This is a genomic window from Lentzea miocenica, assembly GCF_033949945.1.
Taxonomy (GTDB): Bacteria; Actinomycetota; Actinomycetes; order Mycobacteriales; family Pseudonocardiaceae; genus Lentzea; species Lentzea miocenica.
Genome location: NZ_JAXAVW010000011.1, coordinates 226,294 through 251,388 on the forward strand (window position 1 = coordinate 226,294; position 25,095 = coordinate 251,388).

Here is a 25,095-nt window from a genome sequence, read left to right on the forward strand (position 1 = left end):
GAGTCATCCCGACCAATCAGGACATCGCGACCGGATGAGCGGACGTTAGCCGTTTCTCGAACCAGTGCCCCGCGTATTTCGCGTCGTTGTACCTGTCGATCTCCACGAAACCGTGCTTTGTGTACAGGTTTCGCGCCTCGACGAGATCGTTGCGCGTGTCGAGCCGCAGCACCTCGACGCCACGTTCGCGCGCCTCGATCTCCATCGCCGAGAGCAACGCCGAGGCGGCGCCCTGGCCGCGGAACTGCACCCGCACGAACATCCGCGTCAGCTCGCCGGCACCGTCACCGAGGAACCGCATGCCGAGACATCCAGCGTCCTCGCCGTCGCGCGAGACCACGAGGAACACCGGCACGTCGTGGTCCTGCTCGTCGCGTTCGTAGGCGTCGACCTCGGCGTCGTCGGTGGGCCGGCCCCAGTAACGGCTGATCATCTCGGCGTTGTACTCGCGGTTGAGCGGCGAACGCGCGGCGTCGGCGACCGTCACGGTCCAGTTCGTCATGCGACCATCATCGGAACGCCGTCCACTCCAATACGAACCAGGAGTGTGACCCAGGTCACTGCAACACCGGTGCCGCGAGAAGCCAACTGGGGGCGTGATGTTCGCGGAGCTGTTCGACGAGCACGCCCATCCGCTGCACCGATATCTGGCGCGCCGGGTGGGCGTCGACGTGGCTGACGACCTCGTCAGCGAGACGTTCCTGGCCGCCATGCGCGCCAAGGAGACCTACGACCCGGAGAAGGGCAGCGTCGTCGGCTGGCTCTACGGCATCGCGACGAACCTGTTGCGCGGCCACGCCAAACGCGAGACCCGCCTGTTGCGCACCGCCGAACGTTATGGCATCGACCTCGGTGTCGCCGAGACGCTGGAGCACACGGTGGTCACCCGCATCGACGCCCGCGCGCACCTGCGGCGGATCGCGGGCGCGCTGGCCAAGATGCAGAACTCCGACCGCGACCTGCTGCTGCTCGTGTCGCTGGCCGGTCTGAGCGTGCAGGAGGCCGCGGAGGCCCTCGACCTGAACCCCGGCACCGCACGCTCCCGGCTGCACCGCCTGCGCGCCAAGCTGAAGGAAGTGGAACATGCGTGACGTGCTGGACGACGACCTCGCGGAGCTCTACCCGGTGCGGGGCAGCGACGACGTGCGGCTCGCCCGGTTGCGCGAGCAGCTCTTCGCCGAGAAGCCCCGGTCCCGGTCCCTGCGCTGGGTCGGCATCGCGGCGGCGGCCGTGGCGGTGGTGATGATCACCGGGCTCGTGGTGACGCTGCGGCCCGCCTCACGGGACGCGCCCGCCACCTTGCCGACCGTGCCCGCCAGGTCGTTGCTGGAGGCGGCGACCATGCTGGAGACCGCGGAGCAGCCGACCTCGGGGTTCCAGCACGTCAAGTACGTGCTCTGGCAGCAGATCGACGGCAGGGACGGCTGGGGGATCACGGACGTCCAGTTCCAGTACGACGCCTGGATGCCCGTCGACAAGGGCGAGACCGTGGTGATCTACCGCAGGCCCACCGGCGAGCGGCGCGCGATCGCGGGCGACCAGGCACCGCTCGACGTCCTCGTGGAGGAGGGGAACCGGGGCCCCGTGCTGTGGTCGACGTTCTGCGCGGCCGCGCCGTGCCAGGAGGAGAGCCTCGGCCTGCCGCTGAACGCGAAGACACCGGCGGACAAGCTGTTCCAGTCGTCGTTCGCGTTGTTGTCCCCGTTCACCACGAACAAGGAGAAGGCGGCGGTCTACCGCATGCTCGCCGAGTCTCCCGAGATCCGCTGGGACAACGGGAAGGTGTCGGTGGAGGGCGGCAAGACCGAGTTCACCATCGATCCCACGACCGGCAAGGTCTCCGGAGCGGAGGACCCGATGGTCGTGTACGGCGGCGGAAAGCTGTCCATCGCCGTCACCTACGACTGGGTCGCTCAGCGGCCGTCGTAGGACCGCGGCAGGTACCAGGCCAGGGCGGCGCGCAGCTCGGCGACATCACGCTCGCGCCGCCGTCTGGTCCGTTCGTGCGCGATCGGGAACACCCGCACACCGCCGTGATGCGCGCCGAAGAAGCGGCGCGGTGCCGGGTCCTTCAGCCAGACGACGACCCACGGCCGTTTCTTGTGCGGCACGACGCGCACCCGCGCGAGCTCGTACCACCAGTACTGGTGGAACTTGCCGTTGCGCGTGGTCGCGATGCCCTCGCGGCTGATCTCGATCACGACCTTGCGGCGCGCGGCGGCACCGAAGTACCGCGCCGCTCGCACGACCAGCACGCAGAACGCCGCCAGCGCGAGCAGCTGCGTGGCGCCGTTGGCCTTGGCGGCCGGGTCGGCGATCGCGGCGGCGAGCAGAGCGGCGGCGAGGTTGGTGACGCCCCACACGACCGGCACGACCCGCGACGTCGAGAACGTCGCCGCGGCCGGGGTCATCGGTGCGGGCAGCTTGCTGGTCGGTGGCTTCGGCGTGACGACCTGCGAGAGCAGGCGCGTCACCTCGGCGGGCTCCGGGCGCTTGGCGGGGTCGCGGTGCATGCACTTCTGCACCAGCGGCCGCAACGCCTTGGGCACGCCGTCGATGTCCGGTTCGCCGTGCGCGGCCTTGTACAGCAGCGTCGCGGTCGGGCCCTCGCCGAACGGGCCCTTGCCCGTCGCCGCGTAGACCAGCACGGCACCCAGCGCGAAGACGTCGGACGGCGCGTTGACGTCCTGGCCGGTGATCTGCTCGGGCGAGAGGAAGCCCGGCGTGCCGAAGACCATGCCGGTCTCGGTCAGCGCGGTGTGCTCCATCGCGCGCGAGATGCCGAAGTCGATCACGCGCGGCCCGTCGGCGCCGAGGAGCACGTTGGACGGCTTCAGGTCGCGGTGCACCAGGCCGGCGCGGTGGATCGCGGTGAGCGCGTCGGCGAGACCCTCGGCCAGCCGGCGCAGGTGGTGTTCGGGCAGCGGGCCGTGCCGTTCGATCGCCTCCTGCAGCGTGGGGCCGGGCACGTACTCCGTGGCCATCCACGGCCGCGCCGCGCGGGTGTCCGCGTCCACGACCGCCGCGGTGCCGGCGCTGCCGACCGCGCGGGCCATCTGCACCTCGCGGCGGAACCGCTCGCGGAAGCGGGGGTCGTCGGCGAGCTCCGCACGGGCCACCTTGACGGCGACCTGCCGTCCGTCGCTGCCTTGCCCCAGGTAGACCGTTCCCATGGCACCACGACCAAGCCTGCCCAAGAGCAGGTAGTCGCCTATGCGTTGTGGTTGGTCCACCTTCACCGGATCGAGGGTAGCGGGAGTTGGGCGTCAATCCTCACATCTGAGTAGATCTACGTATCGTTGTCGTCCATGGGCCGGACCCGCTTGTACCGCAACGGCGAACTCGTGGACCGCGACTTCCCGGTCTCCGACGTCGCGCGCCACCTCGAAGATCCGTCCGCGGTCGTGTGGTTCGACCTTTGCGCACCATCGGAAGCCGAGATAGGTCTGCTGCGCGACGAGCTGGGACTGCACGAGCTCGCGATCGAGGACGCCACGGCCGAACGCCAGCGCCCCAAGGTCGACCGTTATCCCACTCACTTGTTCTTGAGCGTGTACGCCGTCTCATATGGCGACCACGAGATCAGAACCTGTGAGGTCGACGTCTTCGTCACCAAGAACGCGTTGGTGACCGTCCGGGAGAACGAGTCGTACGGCCTCGCGGGCATGCAACGCCGTTGGGACGCCGCACCCACGCTGGCGGGCAGCGGTGTCGGTTTCCTGTTGCACGGCCTGCTCGACGACGTCGCGGACAGCCACTACGCGGCGGCCCAGCGGCTCGACGACGACATCGAGGCCCTCGAGGACCGCATCTACGAGGAGAAGCCGCACGTCGGGCGCAAGGCGCTGCGGCAGCGGCGGGCCCTGGTGCAGTTGCGGCGGGTCGCGCTGCCGATGCGCGAGGTGCTCGGCTCGCTGGTGCACCGCGAGCACGGCGTCGTGGACGACGTGATGATGCCGTACTACCTGGACGTCAAGGACCACGCGCTGTTCACGGCCGAGCTGACCGAGTCGATGCGCGAGCTGGTCACGAACCTGCGCGAGGCCGAGGTCGCGGTGCAGAGCAACCGGCTGAACTCGATCATGAAGAAGGTCACCAGCTGGGCCGCGATCATCGCCGTGCCGACCGCGATCTCCGGCTACTACGGGATGAACGTCCCTTACCCCGGTTATGAGCAGAGATGGGGCTTTTGGGTGTCCACGCTGGGTATCTTCGTCCTCTCCTACTCCCTGTACTTCCTGTTCAAGCGTCGCGACTGGCTGTGAGGACCGCTTTCCGATGAAGATCCACCTGACCCGTCAGAACGAGCTCGCGATCATCACGATCGACGCCCCGCCGTTGAACCTCTACGCGCTGGACCTCGACGCCGAGTTCCACGACGCGTTGGACGAACTGGGCGACGCACGGGCGTTGCTCGTCAACGCCACGGGACGGGTCGTGTCCGGCGGTGTCGACGTGTCGCTGTTCGCGGCCCAGGAGTACCGCGAGGACGCACAGGCGTTGTTCGACCGCATGCTGCTGCTGCCGCAACGCCTCGCCGCGTTGCCGATCCCGACCGTCTTCGCGGCGCACGCCCTGTGCCTGACCTGGGCGTTCGAGCTGGCGGTGGCGTGCGACCTGATCCTCGCCGCGGAGAGCGCGCGCTTCGGGTTGGTGGAGAAGGTCGTGGGCCTCACGCCGACGATGGGCGGCACCCAACGCCTGGCCGCTCGCGCGGGCGTGGGTCGCGCGAAGGAGTTCGTCATGACGGGCGACCTCTACGACGCGGCGACCCTCGAACACTGGAACGTCGTCAACCGCGTGTTCCCGGACGAGGGCTTCGCACTCGCCGCCGAGCAGTTCGCTTTGTCGCTCGCAATCGGCCCAACGCAGGCACACTTTGCGACCAAACAGGTGCTCGCACATTTCGAGAACGGCGGCGTCCCCCAGGCGGACGCTCACGTCACGACCATCGCGTCGGCGTTGTACGAAACCGAGGACCTGCCACGCGCTGTGCACAGCTTCCTCACGGACGGTCCCGGCCGCGCGACATTCCTGGGTCGCTGATCTCACACATCAGAGAATCATATGGCTCGGTGATAAAACTGTGATCTACCTGCTCACACGGATGAAGTATTCCCCACCGGTGGGAAGATGACCTTGGGGCACAAGGAGATCCGCTTGACTCCTCCCGTCCGCCCGTGCAGTGTGCTGACCGTTCAACGGCCCCCGTACGAACTCCGTCGCGCGAGTTTCGTACACATTCCGCAACGGCCGACGACACAATTAACGAGCGGTTCACGGTCCCCCGTCGTGAACGCGCGTGGAGGTAGAACCAGCCGTGAAACTGAGATTGGCCGTGCTGCTGACCGGTGGTGTCATCACACTGGCCGCCTGTTCCCCGACCAAGGCGGCCCAACCGACACCGGTAGCCGAGAGCACCAGCGCCACCTCGACCACGTCCAGCAGTTCCGCCGCCCCGAGCAGCAGCTCGGCGGCACCCACCAGCTCCACGACCAAGTCCGCCACGAACGGCCCCGTGAAGCCGCCGGCCAACCCCGGCACCCCCGCACCGGCGGGTTCCCCCGGCTGGAAGCTCACCCAGGGCAACACCGGCCTGGCCGCGCACGGCCTGAACTGCGACTCCCTGCCCGTCTACACCGGCCCCGGTTCCCCCGGCTCGGGCACGGTGATCTCGGGCAAGCGCATCGAGCAGTCCCTCACGCTCTTCGCGGGCAACATCACGATCGAGAAGTCGTGCATCCGCCCCAACCGCCTCGACGAGGCCGCCCCGCTGGTCACCACCAACGGCCCGTGCGGCAGCAACTCCTGCCAGGTCACCGGCGCCCCGGTGACCATCCGCGACTCGAACATCGACGGCTCGAAGCTCTCCGCGTCGACGATCGCGAAGTCCTGCGCGTTCCTCGGCGTGGGCACCCTGCAGCGCAACTACATCACCGGCATGGGCTCCGGCATCTGCTTCTACAACACCGGCAGCTCGCTGAGCGGCCTCGCCGAGGGCAACTACGTCCGCGGCCTGCGCACCGCCGGTGACGCGCACAACGACGGCGCCACGGTCCGCGACTTCCCGCTGGACCGCAACGCCGGCCGCACCCTGACCTTCCGCAACAACCGGATCGACTGCTCCACCGGCCAGGACACCGGCGCCCTGTTCATCCAGACCTACGGCGGCGACATCGACAACGTCACCGTCGAGGGCAACCTGCTGGAGGGCGGCGGCTACCAGCTCGGCCTCGAGTCGAGCCACGGCAACCAGTACGGCCGCAACATGAAGTCCATCAACAACCGCTTCACCGGCAGCGGCTGGGGCGCGGCCTACGTGACCGCGAACGGCGTCGGCTACAAGTGGGCCGTGTGGCAGGACAACTTCCTGCTCGACCCCAACGCGCCGGACGCGAAGGGCAAGGCCGCGGGCACGCCGTAACCGTAGCCCGGGCTGGCTGAACGGCGTCTGCAAGTACCACCAACTCTTGATCAAACCGCCGCCAACTACACCCAACAGCCAGGTCCACGGCTCGTGCCCGCCGCGGCGGGCCGGCCGGTTGGGTGTAGTTGGCGGCCGGATGATCTCGGGTTGGTGGTACTTGCAGACGTCACGAGCCAACCAGGCTGCGAGGGTCTAGGCGTTGTCGCGGTGCTTCAGCCACCGCGAGCTCAGCGAGTCCCAGATCGCCTGGTACCGCTCGAACATCTCCCGGACCCGCTCCGGATCCACCTGATCCGCCGGCGTCGACGCGATGTAGTACGAGAGGTCGTCCTCCAGCCGGTGGAACCGGTAGCTGGCCTCCTCCATCAGCACCCACAACGAACGCCAGGCGAAGAACGGCTCCAAAGCGGACACCACGGTCACCACCGCGACGAGTGAGAACGCCGTGCCCGTCCACGGGTCCAGGTTCTGCAGGCCGAGGATGATCGTCGAGGCCGCCGAAAGGACCAAAGTGGTCAGCCGGACCGCCACGGACTTCCAGCGGAACCGGTGTTTGCGGGACCGGGAGTAGGCGTGGCCGCGTTCGATCTGGGAGCGGAGGTGGTGGGCCAGTTCTAGCGGCTTCAGGCCGGACGGCAAGTCGGTCACGCGCCGCAGAATAGTTTCCGGGTACGTTCGCCCGCGTGCAGTTCGACGGACCGAGAACCTTGCTGGCCGTTCACGCCCATCCCGGCGACGAGTCGACCACGACCGGGGGCATGCTCGCCCGCTACGCTCGACAAGGTGCCAGAACCGTGGTGGTGACGTGCACCAACGGCGAGTTCGACGACGCGTTGAGCGGTGCTACGCCAGGTGAGGTCGGGCATCACCCCAAGGCTGTGGCCGCGCATCGGAGGGCCGAGCTGCACGCGGCCTGTGACGCGTTGGGCATCTCGGACCTCGAACTGCTGGGATATCACGACTCCGGGCACGTCGGCGAGGTGCCGCAGGGCGGGCTCTGCACGATTCCGGTGGAGACCGCGGCGGGCCGGCTCGCCGCTCTCGTCGAGCACTACCAGCCGCAGGTCGTCGTCACCCACTACAGCTCGCACCGCGACCACATGCACGTGATCAGGATGGCCAAGCTCGCCGTGTACCGCACGGGCATCCCGGCGAAGCTCTACCTCACGGCCAAGGACGGGTCGACGACGATCGACATCAGTGAGGTCGTGGACGTGAAGCGGCAGGCGTTGCGGTGTCACGCCAGTCAGCAGGTGCACGGGGCGTTCGGCTTGGAGGAGCACTACTTCCGTGCGCTCGACACGACCGACGCGCCGTTGCCGGAGAACGATCTGTTCGCGGGCATCACCACCAGCGGGCCGGATCTGCCGCGCTGGTGAGACCTTGGGGCGTTCGCCGGTCACGACGAACGCCCCCGCAGGCCTTTTAGAGCGGCAGCGCGGAGAGCAGGCCGCTCGCGAGGTCGCTCGCCTGGGCGAGGAGGCCGCTGGCCTGGTGCACGAGTCCGCTGACGAGTTCCATGATTCCGGCCACGGTGGAGACCTCCCGGCAAGACCCGGCGGGCTGGCCCCACCGGGTGTTGCCGGGAATCAAAGCGCTAGCACAACAATCTCGCGCGCCCTGTCACACGATTGAGCTAAATGGACTGTCTTAAATGGACTAGCGACGGCCCAGTGACGTGCAGGTGAAGCCCGCGCGGCGGATGACGTCCGGGTCCAGGATGTTGCGGGTGTCCACGACGACCGGCTGGCGGACGGTCTCGGCGAGGCGCGCCCAGTCCAGGGAACGGAAGTCCGGCCACTCGGTCAGCACGATCAGCGCGTCGACGTCCTTCGCCGCCTGGTACGGATCGTCCACAACGGACACCGCGCCCAGGTCCCTGCCGCCGGGCAGCGCCGGGTCGTAGCCGACCAGGTCGGCGCCCGCCTGCTTCAGCATCGCCGCGACGGCCAGCGACGGGGAGTCGCGCAGGTCGTCCGTGCCCGCCTTGAACGTGAGGCCCAGCAGTCCCAGTCGCACGTGGGACAGCGAGCCGCCGCGCTTGCCGGTGACGGCCAGGCGGACCTTCTCGACCATCCGCTGACGCTGGCGTTCGTTGGTGTCGATCGTGGCGCGCAGCAGGCGGAACTCGAAGTCGGCCGCGTCGGCGACCTGGAGCATCGCGTGCGTGTCCTTGGGCAGGCACGAGCCGCCCCAGCCGGGGCCGGGGTTCAGGAAAGCCTGACCGATGCGCTTGTCGTAGCCCATGCCCTCGGTGACGTCGGTGATGTTCGCACCGAGCCGCTCGCACAGCTCCGCCACCGCGTTGACGTACGAGAGCTTCATCGCGAGGAAGCAGTTCGCCGCGTACTTGACCATCTCGGCCGAGGCCGCGTCGGTCAGCACCGTCGGCGCGCCGAGACGTGCGTACAGGGCGGCCACGCGCTCGGCGGCGTCCTGCTGGTCGCAGCCGACGACGATCCGGTCCGGGTTCAGGAAGTCGTGCACGGCCGAGCCCTCGCGGAGGAACTCCGGGTTCGAGACGACCGCGACGTCGTCACGCCGCAACAGCTCCGCGGTCCGGACCGCGGTGCCGACCGGGACCGTGGACTTGTTCACGATCACGCAGCCGGACGGGAGCAGGTCGCGCGTCTCGTCCACAACGGACTCGACGGCGGCCAGGTCCGCGATGCCACCGACGCCCATCGGCGTTGGCACGCAGAGGAAAACCACCTCGGCGTCGGCCACCGCGGCGGACGCGCCGAGCACGAACGACAGGCGGCCGGACGCGATGCCCTCCGCCACCAGCTCGGCGAGGCGCGGTTCGAGGATGTCGACCTCGCCGCGCGACAGCCGTTCGATCTTGCCCGCGTCGACGTCCGCGCACACCACGCGGTGGCCCAGCGACGCGAGGCAGGCGCCGGTGGTCAGGCCGACGTAGCCGGTGCCGACGACCGCGATCCTTCTGACGAACATCATTCTCCCGTTCGGTTCACGGCGAACGCGCGGAGCACGGCGTCGTCGCTCACGTCGATCATCTTGTTGCCCCACTGGTCGGAACCCGCGCCGAGCTCGGGCCTGCCGTCGGGGAACGGGCCGCGCGAGGCGAAGCCGGTGAGCCCGTCGAACACCGCCACGTAGTTCTCGGCCTGCGGGCGCCAGTCCAGTTCCGCCTCGCAGCGGCGGCGGCCCTCGAAGCCGAGGCGGCCACGGCGTTCCGCGTCGTCGAGCAGGTCGAGCAGCGCCGTGGTGAACGCCTCGACGTCACCCGGCTCGACGAACACCGCGCAGTCGCCGGCGGACACCACGGTCTCCTGCAACCGGTACGTGACGACCGGCAGCGCGTAGGCCATGTACTCCATGGTCTTGTTCATAGTGGACACGTCGTTCAAAGGCGACAACGGATCCGGGCCGAGGCCGGCGGAGGAAGTGGACAGGTACCGAGTGATCTGTTCGGGCCCAACCCGTCCGGTGAACTCCACGTACGGATCGAGTCTCCAGGCCGTGGCCTGCTTCTTCAGGTCTTCGAGGCAGTCGCCGAAGCCCAGCAGCGCGAACCGGACGTCGGTGCGGCCGCGGTCGAAAACGACCCTCTTAGCGACTTCCAGCACGCCGTCGACGCCGTCCTGCGGGCCCATGATTCCCAGATAGGCCACCAGATGTTTGCCGCCGCGTCGGAGCTCGTCCACACCCTCGACAGGCCGCATGACGGTGGTGTCCGGGCCGGAGCGCACGACACTGGTGTGCTCGGGCGGCACGGAACCGCGCGTCCACGCGATCTTCTGGTACGAGGTGTTCGTCGACGTCACCCGGTCGGCCGTGCGGAACGTCCGGCGCTCCAGCCACTTCAGGATCCGGTACTGCAGCTTGCCCGCGACACCCTTGGGCTCGCCGAACCGCGACAGGAACACCTCGGGGTTGAGGTCGTGGTGGTCGAAGACGAACTTCACGCCACCCAGCCGCCACAGCAGCGCGAGCGCCCAGTACGTGTCCGGCGGGTTGCACGCCTGCATGACGTCGAACCGCCTGCGGGCACGCACCTTCACGCTCAGCAACGCCGTGCGCACCCAGCAGTACAGGAATTCCCACGCATAGCCCAGCGCGCCTTCGGCCTGGGGCGGCGGAGCGTACTTGTAGATGTGCACTCCGTCGAGGAGTTGGTAAGCGGGATCACCCGGACCCTTGGGGCAGATCACCGAAACCTCGTAGCCGGCGTTGGTGAGAGCGCGGCATTCCAGCCACACCCGGCGGTCCAGCGGCACGGGGAGGTTCTGCACGATGATCAACACGTGCGGCGATGACGTCACGCCTTGGTTCTCGTTCCGGAGGGCGAAACGGTTACACCTTCGGCGATTCAGGCGGCGTGACCGCCGGCCTTTGCCCCGCATTTCGATGGTCAGACGGGTGCATCGCGGCACCGCCCCCGCGCCCTCATATCAGGTATATGGGGGCGCGGGGGCGGTGCCGCGAGGTGCCCTGCTGCCCACCGAAAGGCGCGGTGAAGGTCGGCGGTCACGCCGCCAGGTAACGGTGGTTCTGAAACACTCGATGTAGCGGGCACAAGCCCAAAAGCGAGGAGCGGTTGTGGAACGGTCACCTGTCGCGGTGGTCATCGTCACGTACCAGAGCGAACAGGTCATCGAGGGGTGCCTGACCTCGCTGCCGGACGACGTCAAGGTGATCGTCGTCGACAACGCTTCCGCCGATAACACCGTGAGTGTGGTCGCCGCCACACGACCGGACGCACAAATCATCCGGAATCCGGTCAACGGAGGATTCGCGACGGGTGTGAATCTCGGCATCAAAGCAGCGGTTGGCCACGACGTTCTCGTGCTCAACGCGGACACCCGCCTGAACCCCGGCGCGATCGAGACGCTGCGCGCCGCGGACAAGCCCATCACCGTGCCGAAGCTCCTCAGCACGGACGGGATGGTGCACTATTCGCTGCGCCGCGAGCCCACGTTGCGCACCTCGCTCGCCGAAGCGCTCCTCGGCGGCGTCCGGGCAGGCCGGATGGGCATCGGCGCGACGGTGTTCGGCGACAAGCACTACCAGGGCGCCTGTCACGGCGAGTGGGCGACCGGGTGCGCGTGGCTCATCAAGCGCGAAGTCATCGAGAAGCACGGCCTTTTGGACGAACGCTATTTCCTCTATTCGGAGGAAGTGGAGTACATGCTGCGCGCCGGTGGCGTGTGGTTCGAGCCGCGGGCGATCGCCACGCACATCGGTGGCGAGTCGAACACGAACCCGCGGCTGTGGGCATTGCTGGCCGCGAACCGGGTCCGCCTGCACCGCGAGCGGCACGGCAGGTTCGCCGCGATCCTCATGTGGCTCGTCGTGCTGCTGAACGAAGGCCTGCGCTTCCGCACGCCCAAGAACCGGGCGGCTCTGAAGGGACTGTTCCGGATGCGGAAGTGGCCGGAGGAAGTGGCCTCGGAGGGACCGGCCTACCTGTGCTTCTCGGCGCAGGACTGGTGGTACCACAACCGGGCGCACTCGGACTTCCAGCTGCTGCGCCGGGTCGCCAAGCACCGCAAGGTGCTGCTGGTCAACAGCATCGGCCTGCGCATGCCGTCACCGGGCAAGAGCACGCAGTTCCTGCGCCGGATCCTGCGCAAGGCCAAGAGCGTCGCGATGCTGGTGCGCCGGCCGATCCCGGAGACGCCGAACTTCTACGTGATGACGCCCGCTCCCCTGCCGTTCTACGGCAAGCCGTGGCTGCGCAAGCTGAACTCCGTCCTCGTACGGACTCAGGTTCGCGTGGTTTGCTGGTTCCTGCGCATGGGCACACCGGTCGTCGTGGCCACGATCCCCACCGCGTGGGACGTCGTGAAGCCGATGAAGCACAAGGGCCTGATCTTCAACCGCTCTGATCGGCACTCGGCGTTCCCCGAGGCCGACCAGGGCACCATCGCCGCGCTGGAGAACCAGCTGCTGTCCAATTCGGACACCGTGCTCTACGTGAGTCGCGCTCTGCAGGAAGAAGAGTCCGCGCTGACCGGTGAGCGCGCGCACTTCCTGGACCACGGCGTGGACGTCGACCACTTCACCCGGCGCACCGAGCTGCCCGCCGACATCGCGTCGATCGCCGGGCCGCGCATCGGGTTCTTCGGCAGCCTCGACGACTACCTGGTGGACTTCGACCTGATCGAGAAGGTCGCGCGGGAGTTCCCCGAGGCGTCGGTCGTGCTGATCGGTGACGCCACCTGCTCGATGGAGCGCTACGAGAAGTACCCCAACGTGCACTGGCTGGACTTCCGGGCGTACGAGCAGATCCCCGGCTACGGCTCCGGGTTCGACGTGGCGCTGATGCCGTGGCTCGACAACGACTGGATCAAGCACGCGAACCCGATCAAGATGAAGGAGTACCTGGCGCTCGGCCTGGCCGTGGTGTCCACGGACTTCCCCGAGGTGGAGCGGTACGCCGACGTCATCCGGATCGCGTCCGGCCACGACGACTTCATCGACCAGATCCGGCTCACGTTGAAGGACGGCGGCCTGAAGACCCCGGCCGAACGGCGTGCGGCCGTGCTGACCTCGTCGTGGGACTCCCGTGCCCGTGAACTCATGCAGCTCGCGGAAGGGCGCTGAACCCATGTGCGGAATCGCAGGCGTCAGACGGTTCGACGGCGCGCCCGTGGCCCGTGAGCTGCTCGCCGAGATGGCGAAGCGGCTGCACCACCGCGGCCCGGACGACAGCGGCTTCTGGTCGGACGGCTCGATCGGCTTCGCCCACACCCGGCTGTCGATCATCGACCTGGCCGGTTCACCGCAGCCGATGGCGGGCGCGTCCGGAACGACCACGATCGCGTTCAACGGCGAGATCCTGAACTACAAGCAGCTGCGCACCGGGCTCGCGTACCCGTTCAAGACGAACGGCGACACCGAGGTGCTGCTGGCGCTGTACGAACAGCACGGCGCGGCGGGTGTGGAGAAGCTGCGCGGCCAGTTCGCGTACGCGATCCACGACGCCAGGACCGGCGAGACGCACCTGTTCCGCGACCGGCTGGGCATCCTGCCGCTGTACTACTACGCGGACTCCTCGATGTTCGCGTTCGCGTCCGAGATCAAGGCGCTGCTGCCCGCGATCGGCTCGGCCGAGGTCGACCAGGAGTCGCTGCACGACTACCTGGCGCACCGCTCCGTGCCCGCGCCGCACACGCTGGTGCGCGGCGTCCGGAAGGTGCCGCAGGGCCACCACCTGGTCGTTTCGGCTTCTGGCGAGGTGCGGACGTCGCCGTACTGGGAGCTGCCGCGCTCGTCGGAGATCAGGCAGGTCACACCGCAGGAAGCCGTCCGGCTGGTCGACGAGGCGCTGACCGCGTCCGTGCGGGACGCGCTGGTCGCGGACGTGCCGGTCGGCGCGTACCTGTCCGGCGGCGTGGACTCGTCGCTGATCACGGCTCTGGTGGCGCGCGAACGCGGCGACTCCGAGCTGCACACGTTCTCCGCGGGCTTCGGCGACCCGCGCGTCGACGAGATCCACTGGGCCGAGAAGGTCGCCGGGATCGTCGGCAGCAAGCACCACAACGTCATCGTCACGGCCGACGACTTCCGCGACAGCTGGGCCAAGCTGTCCTGGCACCGCGACGCCCCGCTGTCCGAACCCGCCGACGTGGCCGTGTTCCGGCTCGCCGAGCTGGCCCGCCGCGACGTGAAGGTCGTGCTGTCCGGCGAGGGCAGCGACGAGCTCTTCGGCGGCTACCCGAAGTACCGCTTCGCCCAGGCCACCCGGCTCGCCGGCGCACTCCCCTCGTTCGCTCTGCGGCGGCTGGAGAAGGCCCTCCCGGCATCGAAGGCACGGCTGGGCATCGCGCTGCGCGCCATCGCCGAACCCTCGTACGCCGAACGCATGCGCGGCTGGTTCGCGCCGTTCACGGTGTCCGAACGGGCGACGCTGCTGGGCGGACCGGCGACGAGGTCCGTGCTGGCCCCGTACGAGAACGGGCGCGGGGACGCGTTGCGGCGCATGCTCTACGCCGACTCGCACACCTGGCTCGCCGACAACCTGCTGGAACGCGGCGACCGCATGTCGATGGCCGCGTCACTGGAACTGCGCCCGCCGTTCCTCGACCACCGGGTGGCCGAACTCGCGTTCTCGCTGCCCAGCAACGTGAAGGTGCGCGGCGGCACGACCAAGTGGGTCGTGAAGGAGGTCGCGCGCCAGCACCTGCCGGCCGACATCGTGGACCGCCCGAAGTCGGGCTTCAAGGTGCCGCTGGACGCGTGGTTCCGCGACGGCCTGCGGGACATGGCCTACGACCTGCTGACCGGGCCCACGTCGTTCGTGGGCAAGACCTTCGACCGGGCCGCGGTGCGATCGCTGCTCGACGACCACGACTCGGGTGACCGCAACGAGCAGCCGCGCATCTGGACGCTGTTGTCGCTCGAGGTGTGGCACCAGACCCTGAGCTGGTGACCCGCATGCTGTTCTGGCGTCTGCAAGTACCACCAACCCAACATCAACAGGCACTTTCCTACTACCAACCTGTTCGACGGACGCCGAACGAGTTGGTAGTAGGTACAGGCGATTCGATCAAGAGTTGGTGGTACTTGCAGACGCCATCAGCCCGAGCAGCGGGCAGGTAGGCCCGCATGTACGTCGCCTCCTCCCGCCCCGCCAAGACCGACTTCCGCAAACGGTTGCCGAGCACGGTGTTCGCGCTGGGCACGGTCAGCCTGCTGACCGACATCTCGGCCGAGATGATCACCGCGTTCCTGCCGGTGTACCTGCTCTTCACGCTGCAGCTGGGCTACGCGCAGTTCGGCCTGCTCGACGGCATCTACACCGGTGCCACGGCGGCGCTGCGGCTCGTCGGCGGCGCGGTGTCGGACAAGTTCCGCAGGCCCAAGGCCGTCGCGGCCGCCGGCTACGGGTTGTCCGCCGTCACGAAGATCTTCTTCCCGCTGGTGGGCGCGTCGCCGTTCGGCATCGGCGCGCTGATGGCGGCGGACCGGGCGGGCAAGGGCATCCGGACGGCGCCGCGGGACGCGATGATCTCGCTGGCCACGCCGGAGGACCGGCTCGGGGCCGCGTTCGGCGTGCACCGGAGCATGGACACGTTCGGCGCGCTGCTGGGGCCGTTGGTGACGTTCCTGCTGCTCGCGCAGATCGGGATGGTGCCGGGGCCGATCTTCGCGGTGTCCGCGGCGTTCGCGGTCATCGGGCTGATCGTGCTGATCTCGTTCGTGCGGGACACGCCCGCGGACAAGGCGCCCAAGGGGCCGCGGCCGTCGTTCAAGGCCGGGCTCAACCTGCTCACCGACAAGCACTTCCGCCGGACCACGCTCTCCGCCGGGATGCTGGGGCTGGCGACGGTGTCGGACGCGTTCGTCTACGTGCTGGTGCAGAAGGCCACGAACATCTCACTCGGCTGGCTGCCCCTGCTCCCGCTCGGCACGGCGGTCGTCTTCCTCGCGGCCGCCGCGCCGCTCGGGAGGCTCGCCGACAGGGTCGGGCGCTGGCGGATGTTCCTCATGGGCCACGGGCTGTTGCTGGGCGTGTACGCGCTGCTGTTCATCCCGGAGGGCGGGCTGGGGGTGGCGATCGCCGCACTGCTGCTGCACGGGCTGTTCTACGCGGCCACGGACGGCGTGCTGTCGGCCAAGGTGAGCGAGTCGGCGCCGGAGTCGCTCCGCGCGTCGGGCTTGTCGGTGGTGCAGACCGGGCAGGCGCTCGGCCGTCTCGTTTCGTCCGTCGCGTTCGGACTGCTGCTGCAGTTCGCGAGCTTCGGCACCGGCGTCACGGTGGCGCTGATCGCACTCACCGTGACGCTAGTTGTGGCTTACGGAATCAACCGCGAGCAGCCAGCTTCTGTTTGATCTTCTCGAAGCCGCCTCTGCCCAGCACCTTCATGGCCGCGTTCTTGGCCGCCACCCGTCCGGAGTCACGCATGAACCGGACGGGCTGAGCCACCAGCCGGTCCTGTGCGACAGCGGCCACACCAGGCTCAGCGACATCATCAAGCGAGTCACCGAACGACGCCCTGTAGGGCTCGGGCGAGACCAGCCGGCCGCGTGTGCGGTTCGACACGTTGCTGCCGTGCACGACCTGCAGCCAACCGGGTGCACCGCCGAGTTCGACGACGGGGAAGTGCAGGTGCATCTGGTTGTGCCAGTGCGCCCAGCAGGTCACCGGCTCGTCCCAGGTCTCGCGGACCGAGACGAAGGCGTTGTGCCGGTCGACGCGGTGGTAGAGGCCGCCAGGGGACTTGATCAGGCCGTTGACCAGGTAGTACGCCGCGGTCGTGGTGGGACGGGGTGCGGCGCGGAGGCGTTCGACGAAGTCCACGGACAGGCCGTCGTCGTTGTCGAGGTTCGTGGTGATGAGCTCGGAGCCGACCTGACGGTAAAGCGACCGGATGTCCGATCTCAGCTCTTCCCGCGAAACCTCCGCGCGGTAAACGGGCGTGTACGCATCGCCATGTTCGGCGATTTTGTCCTTGAGCCATTTCGGTGATTCGGGGTCGAAATAGATGAGCCAACGCGTCCGTTTGTCCGTCTGCGCGAGCACCGATGGCAGGCAGTAGCGCTCGAACAGCGCAACGCGTTCGGTCAGCCATCCTTCCTTTGCCCGGACGTAACTTTCGGCGCCCTTTGAAGGCAGGTTGAAGCGCGTCAGGATGACGTGGTCGGCCATGACTCCCCTTACTCCGGTCATCGCCTACATCGCCCGATGGGCCCAAAACGTTGCGGGGCTAACGAATGGGGCGCGGTACCGATAGTCAGGTTGTGCCAACGCTTCCCACAGTGGACGTCGTGATCCCCTGTTACAACTACGCCCACTTCCTACCGGCCTGCGTCCGCAGCGTCCTCGACCAGCCAGGCGTGGACGTCCGAGTGCTGGTGATCGACGACACGTCGTCGGACAACACTCCTGAGGTGATGGCCGAACTGATGGCCGCCGACAAGCGCGTCGAGGGATACCGGCACGAGGTGAACAAGGGGCACATCGCCACCTACAACGAGGGCCTGCTGGACTGGGCGAGCGCCGACTACACGGTGCTGCTGTCCGCGGACGACCTGCTGGCGCCCGGTGCGTTGCAACGCGCGGCCGAGGTCTTCGAGCAGAACCCCGAAGTGGGCATGGTGTACGGCCGCGTCGTGTACTACAGCGACCACAACGCGTTGCCGAAGGTCACCCAGCTGCCGACGTCGGCGAAGGTGTGGCGCGGCGAGGACTGGATCGAGAACCGGTTCCGCAGCAGCCGCAACGTGATCTCCTCGCCGGAGGTCGTGGTGCGCACCAAGATCCAGCAGAAGGTCGGTGGCTACCGCTCCGACCTGCCGCACGCAGGCGACCTGGAGATGTGGCTGCGCATCGCGGCCGTGTCCGACATCGGGTACGTCAGCGGCAAGCCCGGCGCCTACTACCGGGTGCACGAGAACTCCATGATGCGCACGACGTTCAAGTCGGTGTTCGCTGATCTGGAACAGCGCCGGGACGTGTTCGACCTGGTGCTGGAGCAGAACCCCCGCCTGCCCGCGCGGCTGAAGACTTTGGCGCGCAAGGCCATCGCGAGTGACGCGCTGTGGCGCGCGGTCCGGCTGCACGACCGCGACCAGCTCGACGGGACTGAGAAGGAACTCGTCGACTTCGCCCGCGAGACCTACCCCGAGATGGAGACGCTGCCGGAGTACCGGGCACTCCTGCGCCGCCAGAAGTTCAGCCCGTCGTTCCTCAGCCGCACCCAGCTGTTCCTCGCCCCGCACGCCTACAAGCGCGCGAAGCTGTGGGCGAGCACGCAGCGCTGGAAGTGGCGGGGCGAGTGGTGACGGCCGCGGACCAGAAGACCCCCGAACAGGACAACGGCAAGCTCGAAAGCAAGGTTTCCAGCGCGATCCGCTGGAGCGCGATCAACTCGCTGCTCCAACGCCTCGCGGCGGTCGGCATCAGCGTCCTGCTGGCCCGGCTGATCGCGCCAGAGCAGTTCGGTGTCTTCGCGGTCGCCCTGGTCGTGCTCAACATCGTGCTGAGCGTGTCCGAACTCGGTGTCAGCGCGGCCCTCGTGCGCCACAACGGCCCGATCGAGGAGATGGCGCCCACCGTCACGACGCTGTCACTCGCGTCCGGCACGCTGCTGGCGTTGATCTGCTGGGCCGGCGCGCCGTGGTTCTCCAACGCGATGGACGCCCCCGAGGCGGCCGGCGTCATCCAGCTCATGTCGGTGGCGCTGGTGATCGCCGGCGCGACCGCCGTGCCGGGCGCGATGATGCAGCGGAACTTCCGGCAGGACCACAAGTTCTACGCCGACACCGCCGCGTTCGTCTGCGGCACCGCGGTGGCCGTCGTGCTGGCGCTGATGGGTTTCGGCGCGTGGAGCCTCGCGTGGCAGCGGATCGCGCAGAACCTGTCGGCCGCCGTCATCATGTTCTGGCTCACCGAGGACCGCTTCCGGCCGGGCTGGAATCGGGCCCAGGCCAAGGAACTGCTGGCGTTCGGCCTGCCGCTCGCCGGGTCGAGCCTGCTGATCTTCGGCGTGATGAACGTCGACTACATCGTGGTCGGCGCGATGCTCGGCACCGTGCCGCTCGGCTACTACCTGCTGGCGTTCAACCTGGCGAGCTGGCCGGTGGCGGCGTTCTCCGCACCGGTCAGAAGCGTGTCGCTGGCGGCCTTCTCGAAGGTCCGTGAGGATCCCGAGCTGTTCCAGAAGTCGTTCGGCCGCGCGCTGGGACTCCTGGCCCTCGTCACCGTTCCCGCGTGCGTGCTGCTGGCCGCATTGGCCGAACCGCTCATCCGCGTCGTCTACGGCGAACGCTGGGCGCCCGCGGCGACCGCCCTGGCGTTGCTGGTGCTGCTCGGCGCGGTCCGGGTCGCCCTGGAGCTCGGCTACGACTTCCTGGCGTCCGCCGGCCGGTCCAGGGCCATCCTGTGGATCCACCTGGTCTGGCTGGCCGCGCTGGTGCCGTTGCTGGCACTGGGCGCGCACCTCGACGGCATTCGCGGGGTCGCGGCGGCGCACGTGATCGTCGCCGTCCTGATCATCACTCCCGCGTACCTGGTCACGTTCAAGCCCTACGGCATTCGTGCGGGTGCGCTGGGCGCACGGCTGCTGCGGCCGTTCCTCGGTGGTGTGCTGATGGTCGCCGTGGTGCTGGCGGTCCGGAACGTGATCGACAGCGAGCTGCTGCAGATCCTGGCCGGCGGTGCGCTGTCCTGCCTCGCCTACGCGGTCGTGGTGTTCCCGATGAGACACGAAATCCTTGGCGTGCTGCGCAGGAAGGCGTCATGAGACGACTGAGGCAGGTCACGAAGATCGTCCGGGAGCAGGGGGCGCGCGAACTCGGCGCCCGCCTGCTCACCGCCGCGACCCGCAGGCTCGGCGTCGAGGGCGAGGAGTTGCCCGTGCGCCTGGACGACGTCCGCAAGGCCGACGTCGAGTCGCGCAGACCGGTGGTGATCCCGCCGATCCCCCAGGACGGCAAGCTCGTCGTCAACTGGGTCACCACTCCCCCGTCCAAGGGATCCGGCGGCCACACCACGATGTTCCGGCTCGTCCGGCATCTGGAGTCGCTTGGCCACGAGTGCAAGCTCTACCTGTACGACACGTTCGGCAACACGGTCGCCGACCTCGAACCCGGTATCAGGGAAGCGTTCCCGTTCTTCAAGGGCTCGATCCACGACGTGACCGACGGCATGGCCGACGCGCACGCGGTGTTCGCGACGGCCTGGATCACGGCGTACCCGGCGTTCAACGACCCTTGTGCCGGCAAGAGGTTCTACCTCGTGCAGGACTACGAGCCGTGGTTCTACCCGTCGGGCGGGCTGTACGCGTTGGCGGAGAACACCTATCGGATGGGCATGCACGGCTTCACCGCCGGCCGGTTCCTCGCCGACAAGGTCCGCGACGACCACGGCATGCCCGCCGACCACTTCGACTTCGGCTGCGACGCCGACCGGTACAAGCTGGGTGACGACCAGCGCGACGGCATCGTCTTCTACGCCCGGCGCAAGGCGCCGCGGCGCGCGTTCGAACTCGGCCTGCTCGCGCTGGAGGTGTTCGCCGAGAAGCACCCTGATCTGAAGATCCACGTCTACGGCGAGAAGATCGGGCAGCTGGGGCCGCAGTTCCACGACCACGGCCTCGTCACGCCCGACGAGCTCAACGCCATCTACAACCGTTGCTTCGCCGGGTTGTCGTTGTCGATGACCAACGTGTCGCTGGTGCCGCACGAGATGCTCGCGGCCGGATGTGTCCCCGTGGTGAACGACGCGCACTTCAACCGCGTAGTCCTGGACAACGACCACGTCCGGTACGCGGCGCCCACCCCGCACTCACTGGCGCGTGCGTTGTCCGAAGTGGTCACATCGCCGGACTTCGACGCGATCGCCAGAGCGGCCGCGTCCAGTGTGGAGGGACGTTCCTGGGATGCGGCAGGACATGAGCTGGAGAAGGTGCTCCGCCGCGAGCTCGCTACATGACCGGGGACGGCGAGGTGGCGTCCGGGATCAGCACTCTGGCGGGCTGCGAGCCGTCGGCAGGGATCACGTGAACCGCGGGCAGCTTGGCGTCCTTCGGCACCGCGGCGAACGCGAGTTCGTCCGCGGTGAGCCAGGTCGCCTGGTCGTCGACGCCTGCCGTGCCGGGCAGCCGCTTCTCCTCGTTGGTCGCGAGGTCCAGCACCGCGAGGTCCCACGGCCCGAGACGGCCGATGCGCTTCTTGTACGCGACCTTCGTGCCGTCCGGCGAGAGCGACGGGCACTCGGCGTCGCGGCGCAACGACGTCACGGACTTGCTGACGAGATCGCCCTTGACCAGCCAGGTGAAACCGCCGCTGGCGAGCGTCGCGTAGAAGGTCCTGTCGTCGGAACCGACCGTGAGACCCCAGTAGTTGGCGTCACTCGCCGTGAGCGGAGCACCCTCCACAGTGGCGGCGAAGTGCTCGATCGACTCGACGGTCTCACCGGTGCGCACGTCGAACCAGCCAGTGCGGGTGGAGAAGCCGCCGGGCACCGAGTACGAGTCGCCGGTGACGAAACTGGTCCACGACACCACGTTCCCGGACCGCGACACCTTCGCGCGGCTCGGGATGCCGGGCAGCGGGATGGTCTTGACCGGCTTGCCCTCGCGGCTGACCTCGGCGGCGTAGGACGGGCCGGGACCGGACAGCTTCAGGCACACGCTCGTGCCACCGGCGGCGTAGAACCGCTGGCAGGCCAGCTCGGTCGGGGTGCGGGCACCACCGTCGGCGAGCTTCTCGACCCGGTTCTGCCCGCCCGCGAGATCGACGAACAACAGATCACCGGTCTTGGCCTGCGACACCTGCTGAGCCCCTTCCGGGGTCTTGGCGTCACCGGCCGCCGAGACGACGTAAGCCGTTGTCCCACCGACGACCACGAGAATGGCCGCGATGGTCACGGTCAGTCGTCCTGCACGCATGCTGCCTCCTGGATTCCTTTCCTTCATCGCTCGTCAGCTACGGCCTGTAACAGTTGGCAGCTCACCCCGATTTTCCAGGCAGGCGATACCCTACGAATTGTGCGTTCGCAAGACCGAGCCGCGGATCGGGGATTTTGATGGACTTCTGGGGAACCGTACGAGTGCTGCGGCGGCGGTGGTACATAGCCCTGCCCGCGGTGCTGCTCACCGGTGTCCTCGCGCTGTACGTCTACATCACCGTGCCCACGCGGTACGAGTCGAGCGGCGTGCTGGTCCTCACCTCCCCCGCGGCCGGCGGAAAGTACTCGGGGAACACCAAGCCCGAGGACGTGGTCAAGGTCAACCCGCTGCTGCAGTTCGACGGCAGCCTGACGACCACCGCGCAGATCCTGACCCAGGTCCTGGGTGACCCGAAGACGGCGGAGGAACTGGCGGGCAAGGGTTCGACGGCCACCTACACCGCGAACACCGGCCCCGTCGGCGGCCCGCTGCTGTTCGTCTCGACCGAGGCTGACTCGGCCGAGTCGGCGGAGGGCCTCGTCGGCAAGGTGCTCGAGAAGACCGTGAACGAGCTCGCGGCGCAGCAGAAGGCGTTGAACGCGCCCGAGCAGACGTTCATCACGGCGCAGATCCTGGTGAAGCCGACCACGGCCTCTGCCAAGATCGGCGGCAAGGTCCGGTACGTCGGCGCGGCCACCGTGGTGCTGCTGCTGCTGACGATCGCCTCGACGTTCGCCGCCGACTCGATCATGCTCAGGGCGAAACGCCGCAAGGACAAGGAATCCGGCGCGGCACCGTCCGAGAAGGACACCACGCCGCAGCCCCTCGCCCCGGTCCGGCCGCAACCGCATGCACCGCCGCCGAACAACGGCAACGGCGGCCAGCCCCACCGGCCGATCGTCCAGAGCCAGGGCCTGCCGAACGCGCACCAGAAGACCGTCATCATCCCCGCACCCAAGCCCCCAGACCCGGCATGGCCGACCAAGGACGACTGACCCAGCAGCGTGCCGACGGTGCCACGCTGCTGATCTTCTACCTGCTGGCACTGCTCGCCGTCCCCGCCAGGTTCACCATCGCGTTCGTCCCGATCACGCTGCCGCCGGCGTTGTTCGTGGCGCTGTGCCTCGCGATCGTGTGGTTCGCCGCGCACCTCGTCGACCACCTCGGCCTGGCCAAGGGCCGCAACACCGTCCGCACGCTGCTGGGCGTCTACGTCTCGCTGCACCTGATGACGTACGCGCTGGCCACCCGCCGGTACCTGCCGGCCGACGAGTTGTCGGTGTCCGACTCGGCGCTGATCCGGATCGTGGCGATGTCCGCCCTCGCGGTGTTCGTCATCGACGCGGTCCGCAGCGGTGAACGCCTGAGCCGCATGCTCAAGGTGATGGTGGGCTGCCTGACGTTCGGCGCGTTCGTCGGCCTGATCCAGTTCGGCCTGGGCCTCGACCTGGCGTCGTACATCACGCTGCCGGGCCTGCGCGTGCAGGACAACGGCTACTCGGCGCTGGAGTCGCGGTCCATCTTCTTCCGCCCGGCCGGCACCGTGAACCACCCCATCGAGTTCGGCCTGGTCTGCGTGCTGGGCGTGCCGTTCGCCGCGCACTTCGTGTTCCAGGCGAAGGACCGCGGCGAACCGGTCGGCCGCTGGTGGACGGCCCTGTCGCTGCTGAGCCTGATGGCCATCCTGTCGCTGTCCCGCACGGCGATCATCGGCCTCGTGGTGACGGGCATCGTGCTCGGCCTGCTGCTCCCCCGGCGGCGCGGTCTGCCGCTGCTCGGCGTCGGCGCGCTGTTCCTCGGCGGCGCCTCGGCCGTGGTGCCGGGCCTGTTCGGCACGGTGACGTCGATGTTCTCCAACATCGAGGACGACCCGTCGTTCCAGGGCCGCACCAAGGACTACGACGGCGCGTGGCTGGAGATCGCCAAACACCCGTGGCTGGGCCGCGGCTTCGGCACCTTCCTGCCCTCCAAGTACACGATCCTCGACAACCAGTACCTGCTGACGATGATCGAGAACGGCTACCTGGGCCTGCTCGCCTACGTCCTGCTGTTCGTCGGCGGCATCTACGCGGCGCTGAGGGCCCGCGCGCTGTCCAGGGACGAGAGCGTCCGCGGGATCGCGGTGTGCCTGGTGGGCGCGATGCTCACGTCGGCCCTGGGCGCCGCGACGTTCGACCAGCTCAGCTTCAGCGTGGCGACAGGGATGGCGTTCCTGCTGATCGGGGTGTCCGGGGCGCTGCTGCGAATAGCGAAGGCCGAGGCCGCGGCCAGGACCGCGGTGGTCAGCGAGAGCCCAGCCAGCTGATCAGGTCGCGCCAGGCAGGGGCGGAGAACGCGAGGACGCCGCCGCTCGCGTTCTTCGAGTCCCGGACCAGGGCGTCGTGAGCCAGCGAAACCTCCACGCAGTCACCTTCGTGGTCCTCGGTGCTGTATGAACTCTTACGCCAGGTCCGTTCGCGGGTCATGAGGATCCTCTCGAAGTCCGCTGACGTACTCCGCCAGCCTGTTCTTCGATTGTTCCTCATCCAGGGCGACGGCATCCAGCCGCTCGAAGAGCTTCCTACTCGCCGCGAGGGCCTCCGGGCCCTGGGCGAACACCTTGGCCAGATCGGTCTCCGTGTAGGCCAAGGGTGACGCCTTGCTGAACTCGAACAGCGTGCACTTCGAGCGGAACGCGAAGCCTTTGATGGTCGCCGGCACGACTCGCAGGATGTGCGCGTTGAAGAGAAGCCGCAGGTACTGGTCTTCCATGACCTTGGCATCGCCGATCCGCATCCGAAGCGCCACTTCGTGCACGTAGAACACGCATTCGGGGCGATACGGCCGCCGCCAGATGCTCTGCCGCCCCATACGGCGCTCGACACCTTTCTCGATGTCTTCCAGCGACCCGCTGCCAATCTCCGTGAACAGCGCGCGTGCGTAAGATTCCGTCTGCAGGAGACCCGGTATTGACAAGATCTCGTAGGCGAAGATCTTCGTGGCCATCGACTCAACCATGGCGAGCGTACGCAGAGTGCCCGGTGCCTGGGCGTAGTAGAGGTCGAAGGCGTGGCGGTACCGGTTGCTGAACTCCTGAAGGAAGTCCAGGTCCTTGCCGCACGTCGCCAGGTACTGGGCGAGGTCGACGTCGCTGGCGCGGGCCTTGCCGGTCTCGATGTTCGACACCTTGCTCGGGTCCCACCCGAGCTGGACGGCCATGGCGCGGCCGCCCAGCGTCGTGCAGGTCTCTCGCAGGTGGCGTAGTTCGTCGCCCAGATCCCGGCTGTACGCAGTGGAGATGATCGCGGTCATGCTCTTGCACGCTAG

The 25,095-nt window shown here is 68.2% G+C and carries 23 protein-coding genes; 14 read left to right on the forward strand and 9 right to left on the reverse strand.

From position 1 onward, the window contains the following. Positions 1-16: 16 nt before the first annotated feature. Positions 17-502 (reverse strand): GNAT family N-acetyltransferase, encoded by a 486-nt coding sequence (locus SK803_RS15615; RefSeq protein WP_319966695.1) that lies wholly within the window; start codon positions 500-502, stop codon positions 17-19. A 97-nt stretch (positions 503-599) separates the two neighbouring features. Between SK803_RS15615 and SK803_RS15620 the strand changes: the two genes are divergently transcribed. After that, the gene (locus tag SK803_RS15620) at positions 600-1,091 is read left to right on the forward strand and encodes an RNA polymerase sigma factor (RefSeq protein ID WP_319966696.1); all 492 of its coding nucleotides are present in this window, start codon (positions 600-602) and stop codon (positions 1,089-1,091) included. Beyond that, the gene (locus tag SK803_RS15625; protein ID WP_319966697.1) at positions 1,084-1,929 is read left to right on the forward strand and encodes a hypothetical protein; all 846 of its coding nucleotides are present in this window, start codon (positions 1,084-1,086) and stop codon (positions 1,927-1,929) included. The genes SK803_RS15620 and SK803_RS15625 overlap by 8 nt, the downstream gene beginning before the upstream one ends. On the opposite strand, the gene SK803_RS15630 is transcribed toward SK803_RS15625, so the two are convergent. Then, positions 1,914-3,239 carry a serine/threonine-protein kinase gene (locus SK803_RS15630; protein ID WP_319966698.1) on the reverse strand — a complete coding sequence of 442 codons (1,326 nt, stop codon included), beginning with the start codon at positions 3,237-3,239 and terminating at the stop codon, positions 1,914-1,916. The two genes, SK803_RS15625 and SK803_RS15630, sit on opposite strands and share 16 nt — an antisense overlap. A gap of 69 nt (positions 3,240-3,308) precedes the next feature. Here SK803_RS15630 and SK803_RS15635 point away from each other — a divergent pair, with 69 nt between their 5' ends. From SK803_RS15635 to SK803_RS15645, 3 genes are all read left to right on the forward strand, one after another. After that, on the forward strand, positions 3,309-4,265 hold the full coding sequence (locus SK803_RS15635; RefSeq protein WP_319966699.1) for a magnesium transporter CorA family protein: 957 nt from the start codon (positions 3,309-3,311) through the stop codon (positions 4,263-4,265). A 13-nt stretch (positions 4,266-4,278) separates the two neighbouring features. After that, a complete protein-coding gene (locus SK803_RS15640; RefSeq protein ID WP_319966700.1) occupies positions 4,279-5,046 on the forward strand; it encodes an enoyl-CoA hydratase/isomerase family protein in 768 nt (255 codons plus the stop codon). A gap of 274 nt (positions 5,047-5,320) precedes the next feature. Next, positions 5,321-6,424, forward strand: coding sequence for a right-handed parallel beta-helix repeat-containing protein (locus SK803_RS15645; RefSeq protein ID WP_319966701.1), 1,104 nt, complete (start codon positions 5,321-5,323; stop codon positions 6,422-6,424). 195 nt (positions 6,425-6,619) lie between these two features. On the opposite strand, the gene SK803_RS15650 is transcribed toward SK803_RS15645, so the two are convergent. After that, positions 6,620-7,075, reverse strand: a complete 456-nt coding sequence (locus SK803_RS15650) for an SLATT domain-containing protein (RefSeq protein ID WP_319966702.1) — start codon at positions 7,073-7,075, stop codon at positions 6,620-6,622. Between the two features lie 35 nt (positions 7,076-7,110). Between SK803_RS15650 and SK803_RS15655 the strand changes: the two genes are divergently transcribed. Beyond that, entirely contained in the window at positions 7,111-7,806 is a 696-nt protein-coding gene (locus tag SK803_RS15655) for a PIG-L deacetylase family protein (protein WP_319966703.1), read from the forward strand. Positions 7,807-8,086: 280 nt separating this feature from the next. On the opposite strand, the gene SK803_RS15660 is transcribed toward SK803_RS15655, so the two are convergent. Both SK803_RS15660 and SK803_RS15665 read right to left on the reverse strand, forming a co-directional pair. Further along, on the reverse strand, positions 8,087-9,382 hold the full coding sequence (locus SK803_RS15660) for a UDP-glucose dehydrogenase family protein (RefSeq protein WP_319966704.1): 1,296 nt from the start codon (positions 9,380-9,382) through the stop codon (positions 8,087-8,089). Then, positions 9,382-10,713: a glycosyltransferase family 4 protein gene (locus tag SK803_RS15665; protein ID WP_319966705.1), complete on the reverse strand. Its 1,332-nt coding sequence runs from the start codon at positions 10,711-10,713 to the stop codon at positions 9,382-9,384. Before SK803_RS15665 ends, SK803_RS15660 begins: the two co-directional genes overlap by 1 nt. Positions 10,714-10,990: 277 nt before the next feature. On the opposite strand from SK803_RS15665, the gene SK803_RS15670 reads away from it, so the two are divergent. From SK803_RS15670 to SK803_RS15680, 3 genes are all read left to right on the forward strand, one after another. Further along, positions 10,991-12,997, forward strand: a complete 2,007-nt coding sequence (locus SK803_RS15670; RefSeq protein ID WP_319966706.1) for a glycosyltransferase — start codon at positions 10,991-10,993, stop codon at positions 12,995-12,997. A gap of 4 nt (positions 12,998-13,001) precedes the next feature. After that, a complete protein-coding gene (gene asnB / locus SK803_RS15675) occupies positions 13,002-14,825 on the forward strand; it encodes an asparagine synthase (glutamine-hydrolyzing) (protein ID WP_319966707.1) in 1,824 nt (607 codons plus the stop codon). A 176-nt stretch (positions 14,826-15,001) separates the two neighbouring features. Beyond that, the gene (locus tag SK803_RS15680) at positions 15,002-16,228 is read left to right on the forward strand and encodes an MFS transporter (protein ID WP_319966708.1); all 1,227 of its coding nucleotides are present in this window, start codon (positions 15,002-15,004) and stop codon (positions 16,226-16,228) included. Here SK803_RS15680 and SK803_RS15685 read toward each other — a convergent pair. Then, on the reverse strand, positions 16,200-17,045 hold the full coding sequence (locus tag SK803_RS15685; protein WP_319966709.1) for a glycosyltransferase: 846 nt from the start codon (positions 17,043-17,045) through the stop codon (positions 16,200-16,202). The two genes, SK803_RS15680 and SK803_RS15685, sit on opposite strands and share 29 nt — an antisense overlap. Positions 17,046-17,110: 65 nt before the next feature. Between SK803_RS15685 and SK803_RS15690 the strand changes: the two genes are divergently transcribed. Genes SK803_RS15690 through SK803_RS15700 form a run of 3 tightly spaced genes read left to right on the forward strand, consistent with a single transcriptional unit; the run spans position 17,111 to position 20,831 of the window. Further along, a complete protein-coding gene (locus tag SK803_RS15690) occupies positions 17,111-18,181 on the forward strand; it encodes a glycosyltransferase family 2 protein (RefSeq protein ID WP_406601538.1) in 1,071 nt (356 codons plus the stop codon). Beyond that, positions 18,139-19,641, forward strand: a complete 1,503-nt coding sequence (locus SK803_RS15695; RefSeq protein ID WP_319966711.1) for a lipopolysaccharide biosynthesis protein — start codon at positions 18,139-18,141, stop codon at positions 19,639-19,641. Before SK803_RS15690 ends, SK803_RS15695 begins: the two co-directional genes overlap by 43 nt. Then, complete coding sequence (locus SK803_RS15700; RefSeq protein ID WP_319966712.1) at positions 19,638-20,831, forward strand: rhamnosyltransferase WsaF family glycosyltransferase; 1,194 nt, start codon at positions 19,638-19,640, stop codon at positions 20,829-20,831. Before SK803_RS15695 ends, SK803_RS15700 begins: the two co-directional genes overlap by 4 nt. On the opposite strand, the gene SK803_RS15705 is transcribed toward SK803_RS15700, so the two are convergent. Then, the gene (locus SK803_RS15705; RefSeq protein ID WP_319966713.1) at positions 20,824-21,789 is read right to left on the reverse strand and encodes a TolB-like translocation protein; all 966 of its coding nucleotides are present in this window, start codon (positions 21,787-21,789) and stop codon (positions 20,824-20,826) included. The genes SK803_RS15700 and SK803_RS15705 overlap by 8 nt on opposite strands. Positions 21,790-21,926: 137 nt before the next feature. Here SK803_RS15705 and SK803_RS15710 point away from each other — a divergent pair, with 137 nt between their 5' ends. Together SK803_RS15710 and SK803_RS15715 are read left to right on the forward strand one after the other, a co-directional pair. Further along, positions 21,927-22,784, forward strand: a complete 858-nt coding sequence (locus SK803_RS15710) for a YveK family protein (protein WP_319966714.1) — start codon at positions 21,927-21,929, stop codon at positions 22,782-22,784. Continuing rightward, a complete protein-coding gene (locus tag SK803_RS15715; RefSeq protein ID WP_319966715.1) occupies positions 22,763-24,094 on the forward strand; it encodes an O-antigen ligase family protein in 1,332 nt (443 codons plus the stop codon). Before SK803_RS15710 ends, SK803_RS15715 begins: the two co-directional genes overlap by 22 nt. Here the strand turns inward: SK803_RS15715 and SK803_RS15720 are convergent. Both SK803_RS15720 and SK803_RS15725 read right to left on the reverse strand, forming a co-directional pair. Then, complete coding sequence (locus tag SK803_RS15720; RefSeq protein ID WP_319966716.1) at positions 24,072-24,191, reverse strand: DUF397 domain-containing protein; 120 nt, start codon at positions 24,189-24,191, stop codon at positions 24,072-24,074. The genes SK803_RS15715 and SK803_RS15720 overlap by 23 nt on opposite strands. A 37-nt stretch (positions 24,192-24,228) precedes the next feature. Further along, positions 24,229-25,080, reverse strand: a complete 852-nt coding sequence (locus SK803_RS15725; protein WP_319966717.1) for a helix-turn-helix domain-containing protein — start codon at positions 25,078-25,080, stop codon at positions 24,229-24,231. Between the last annotated feature and the right edge of the window lie 15 nt (positions 25,081-25,095).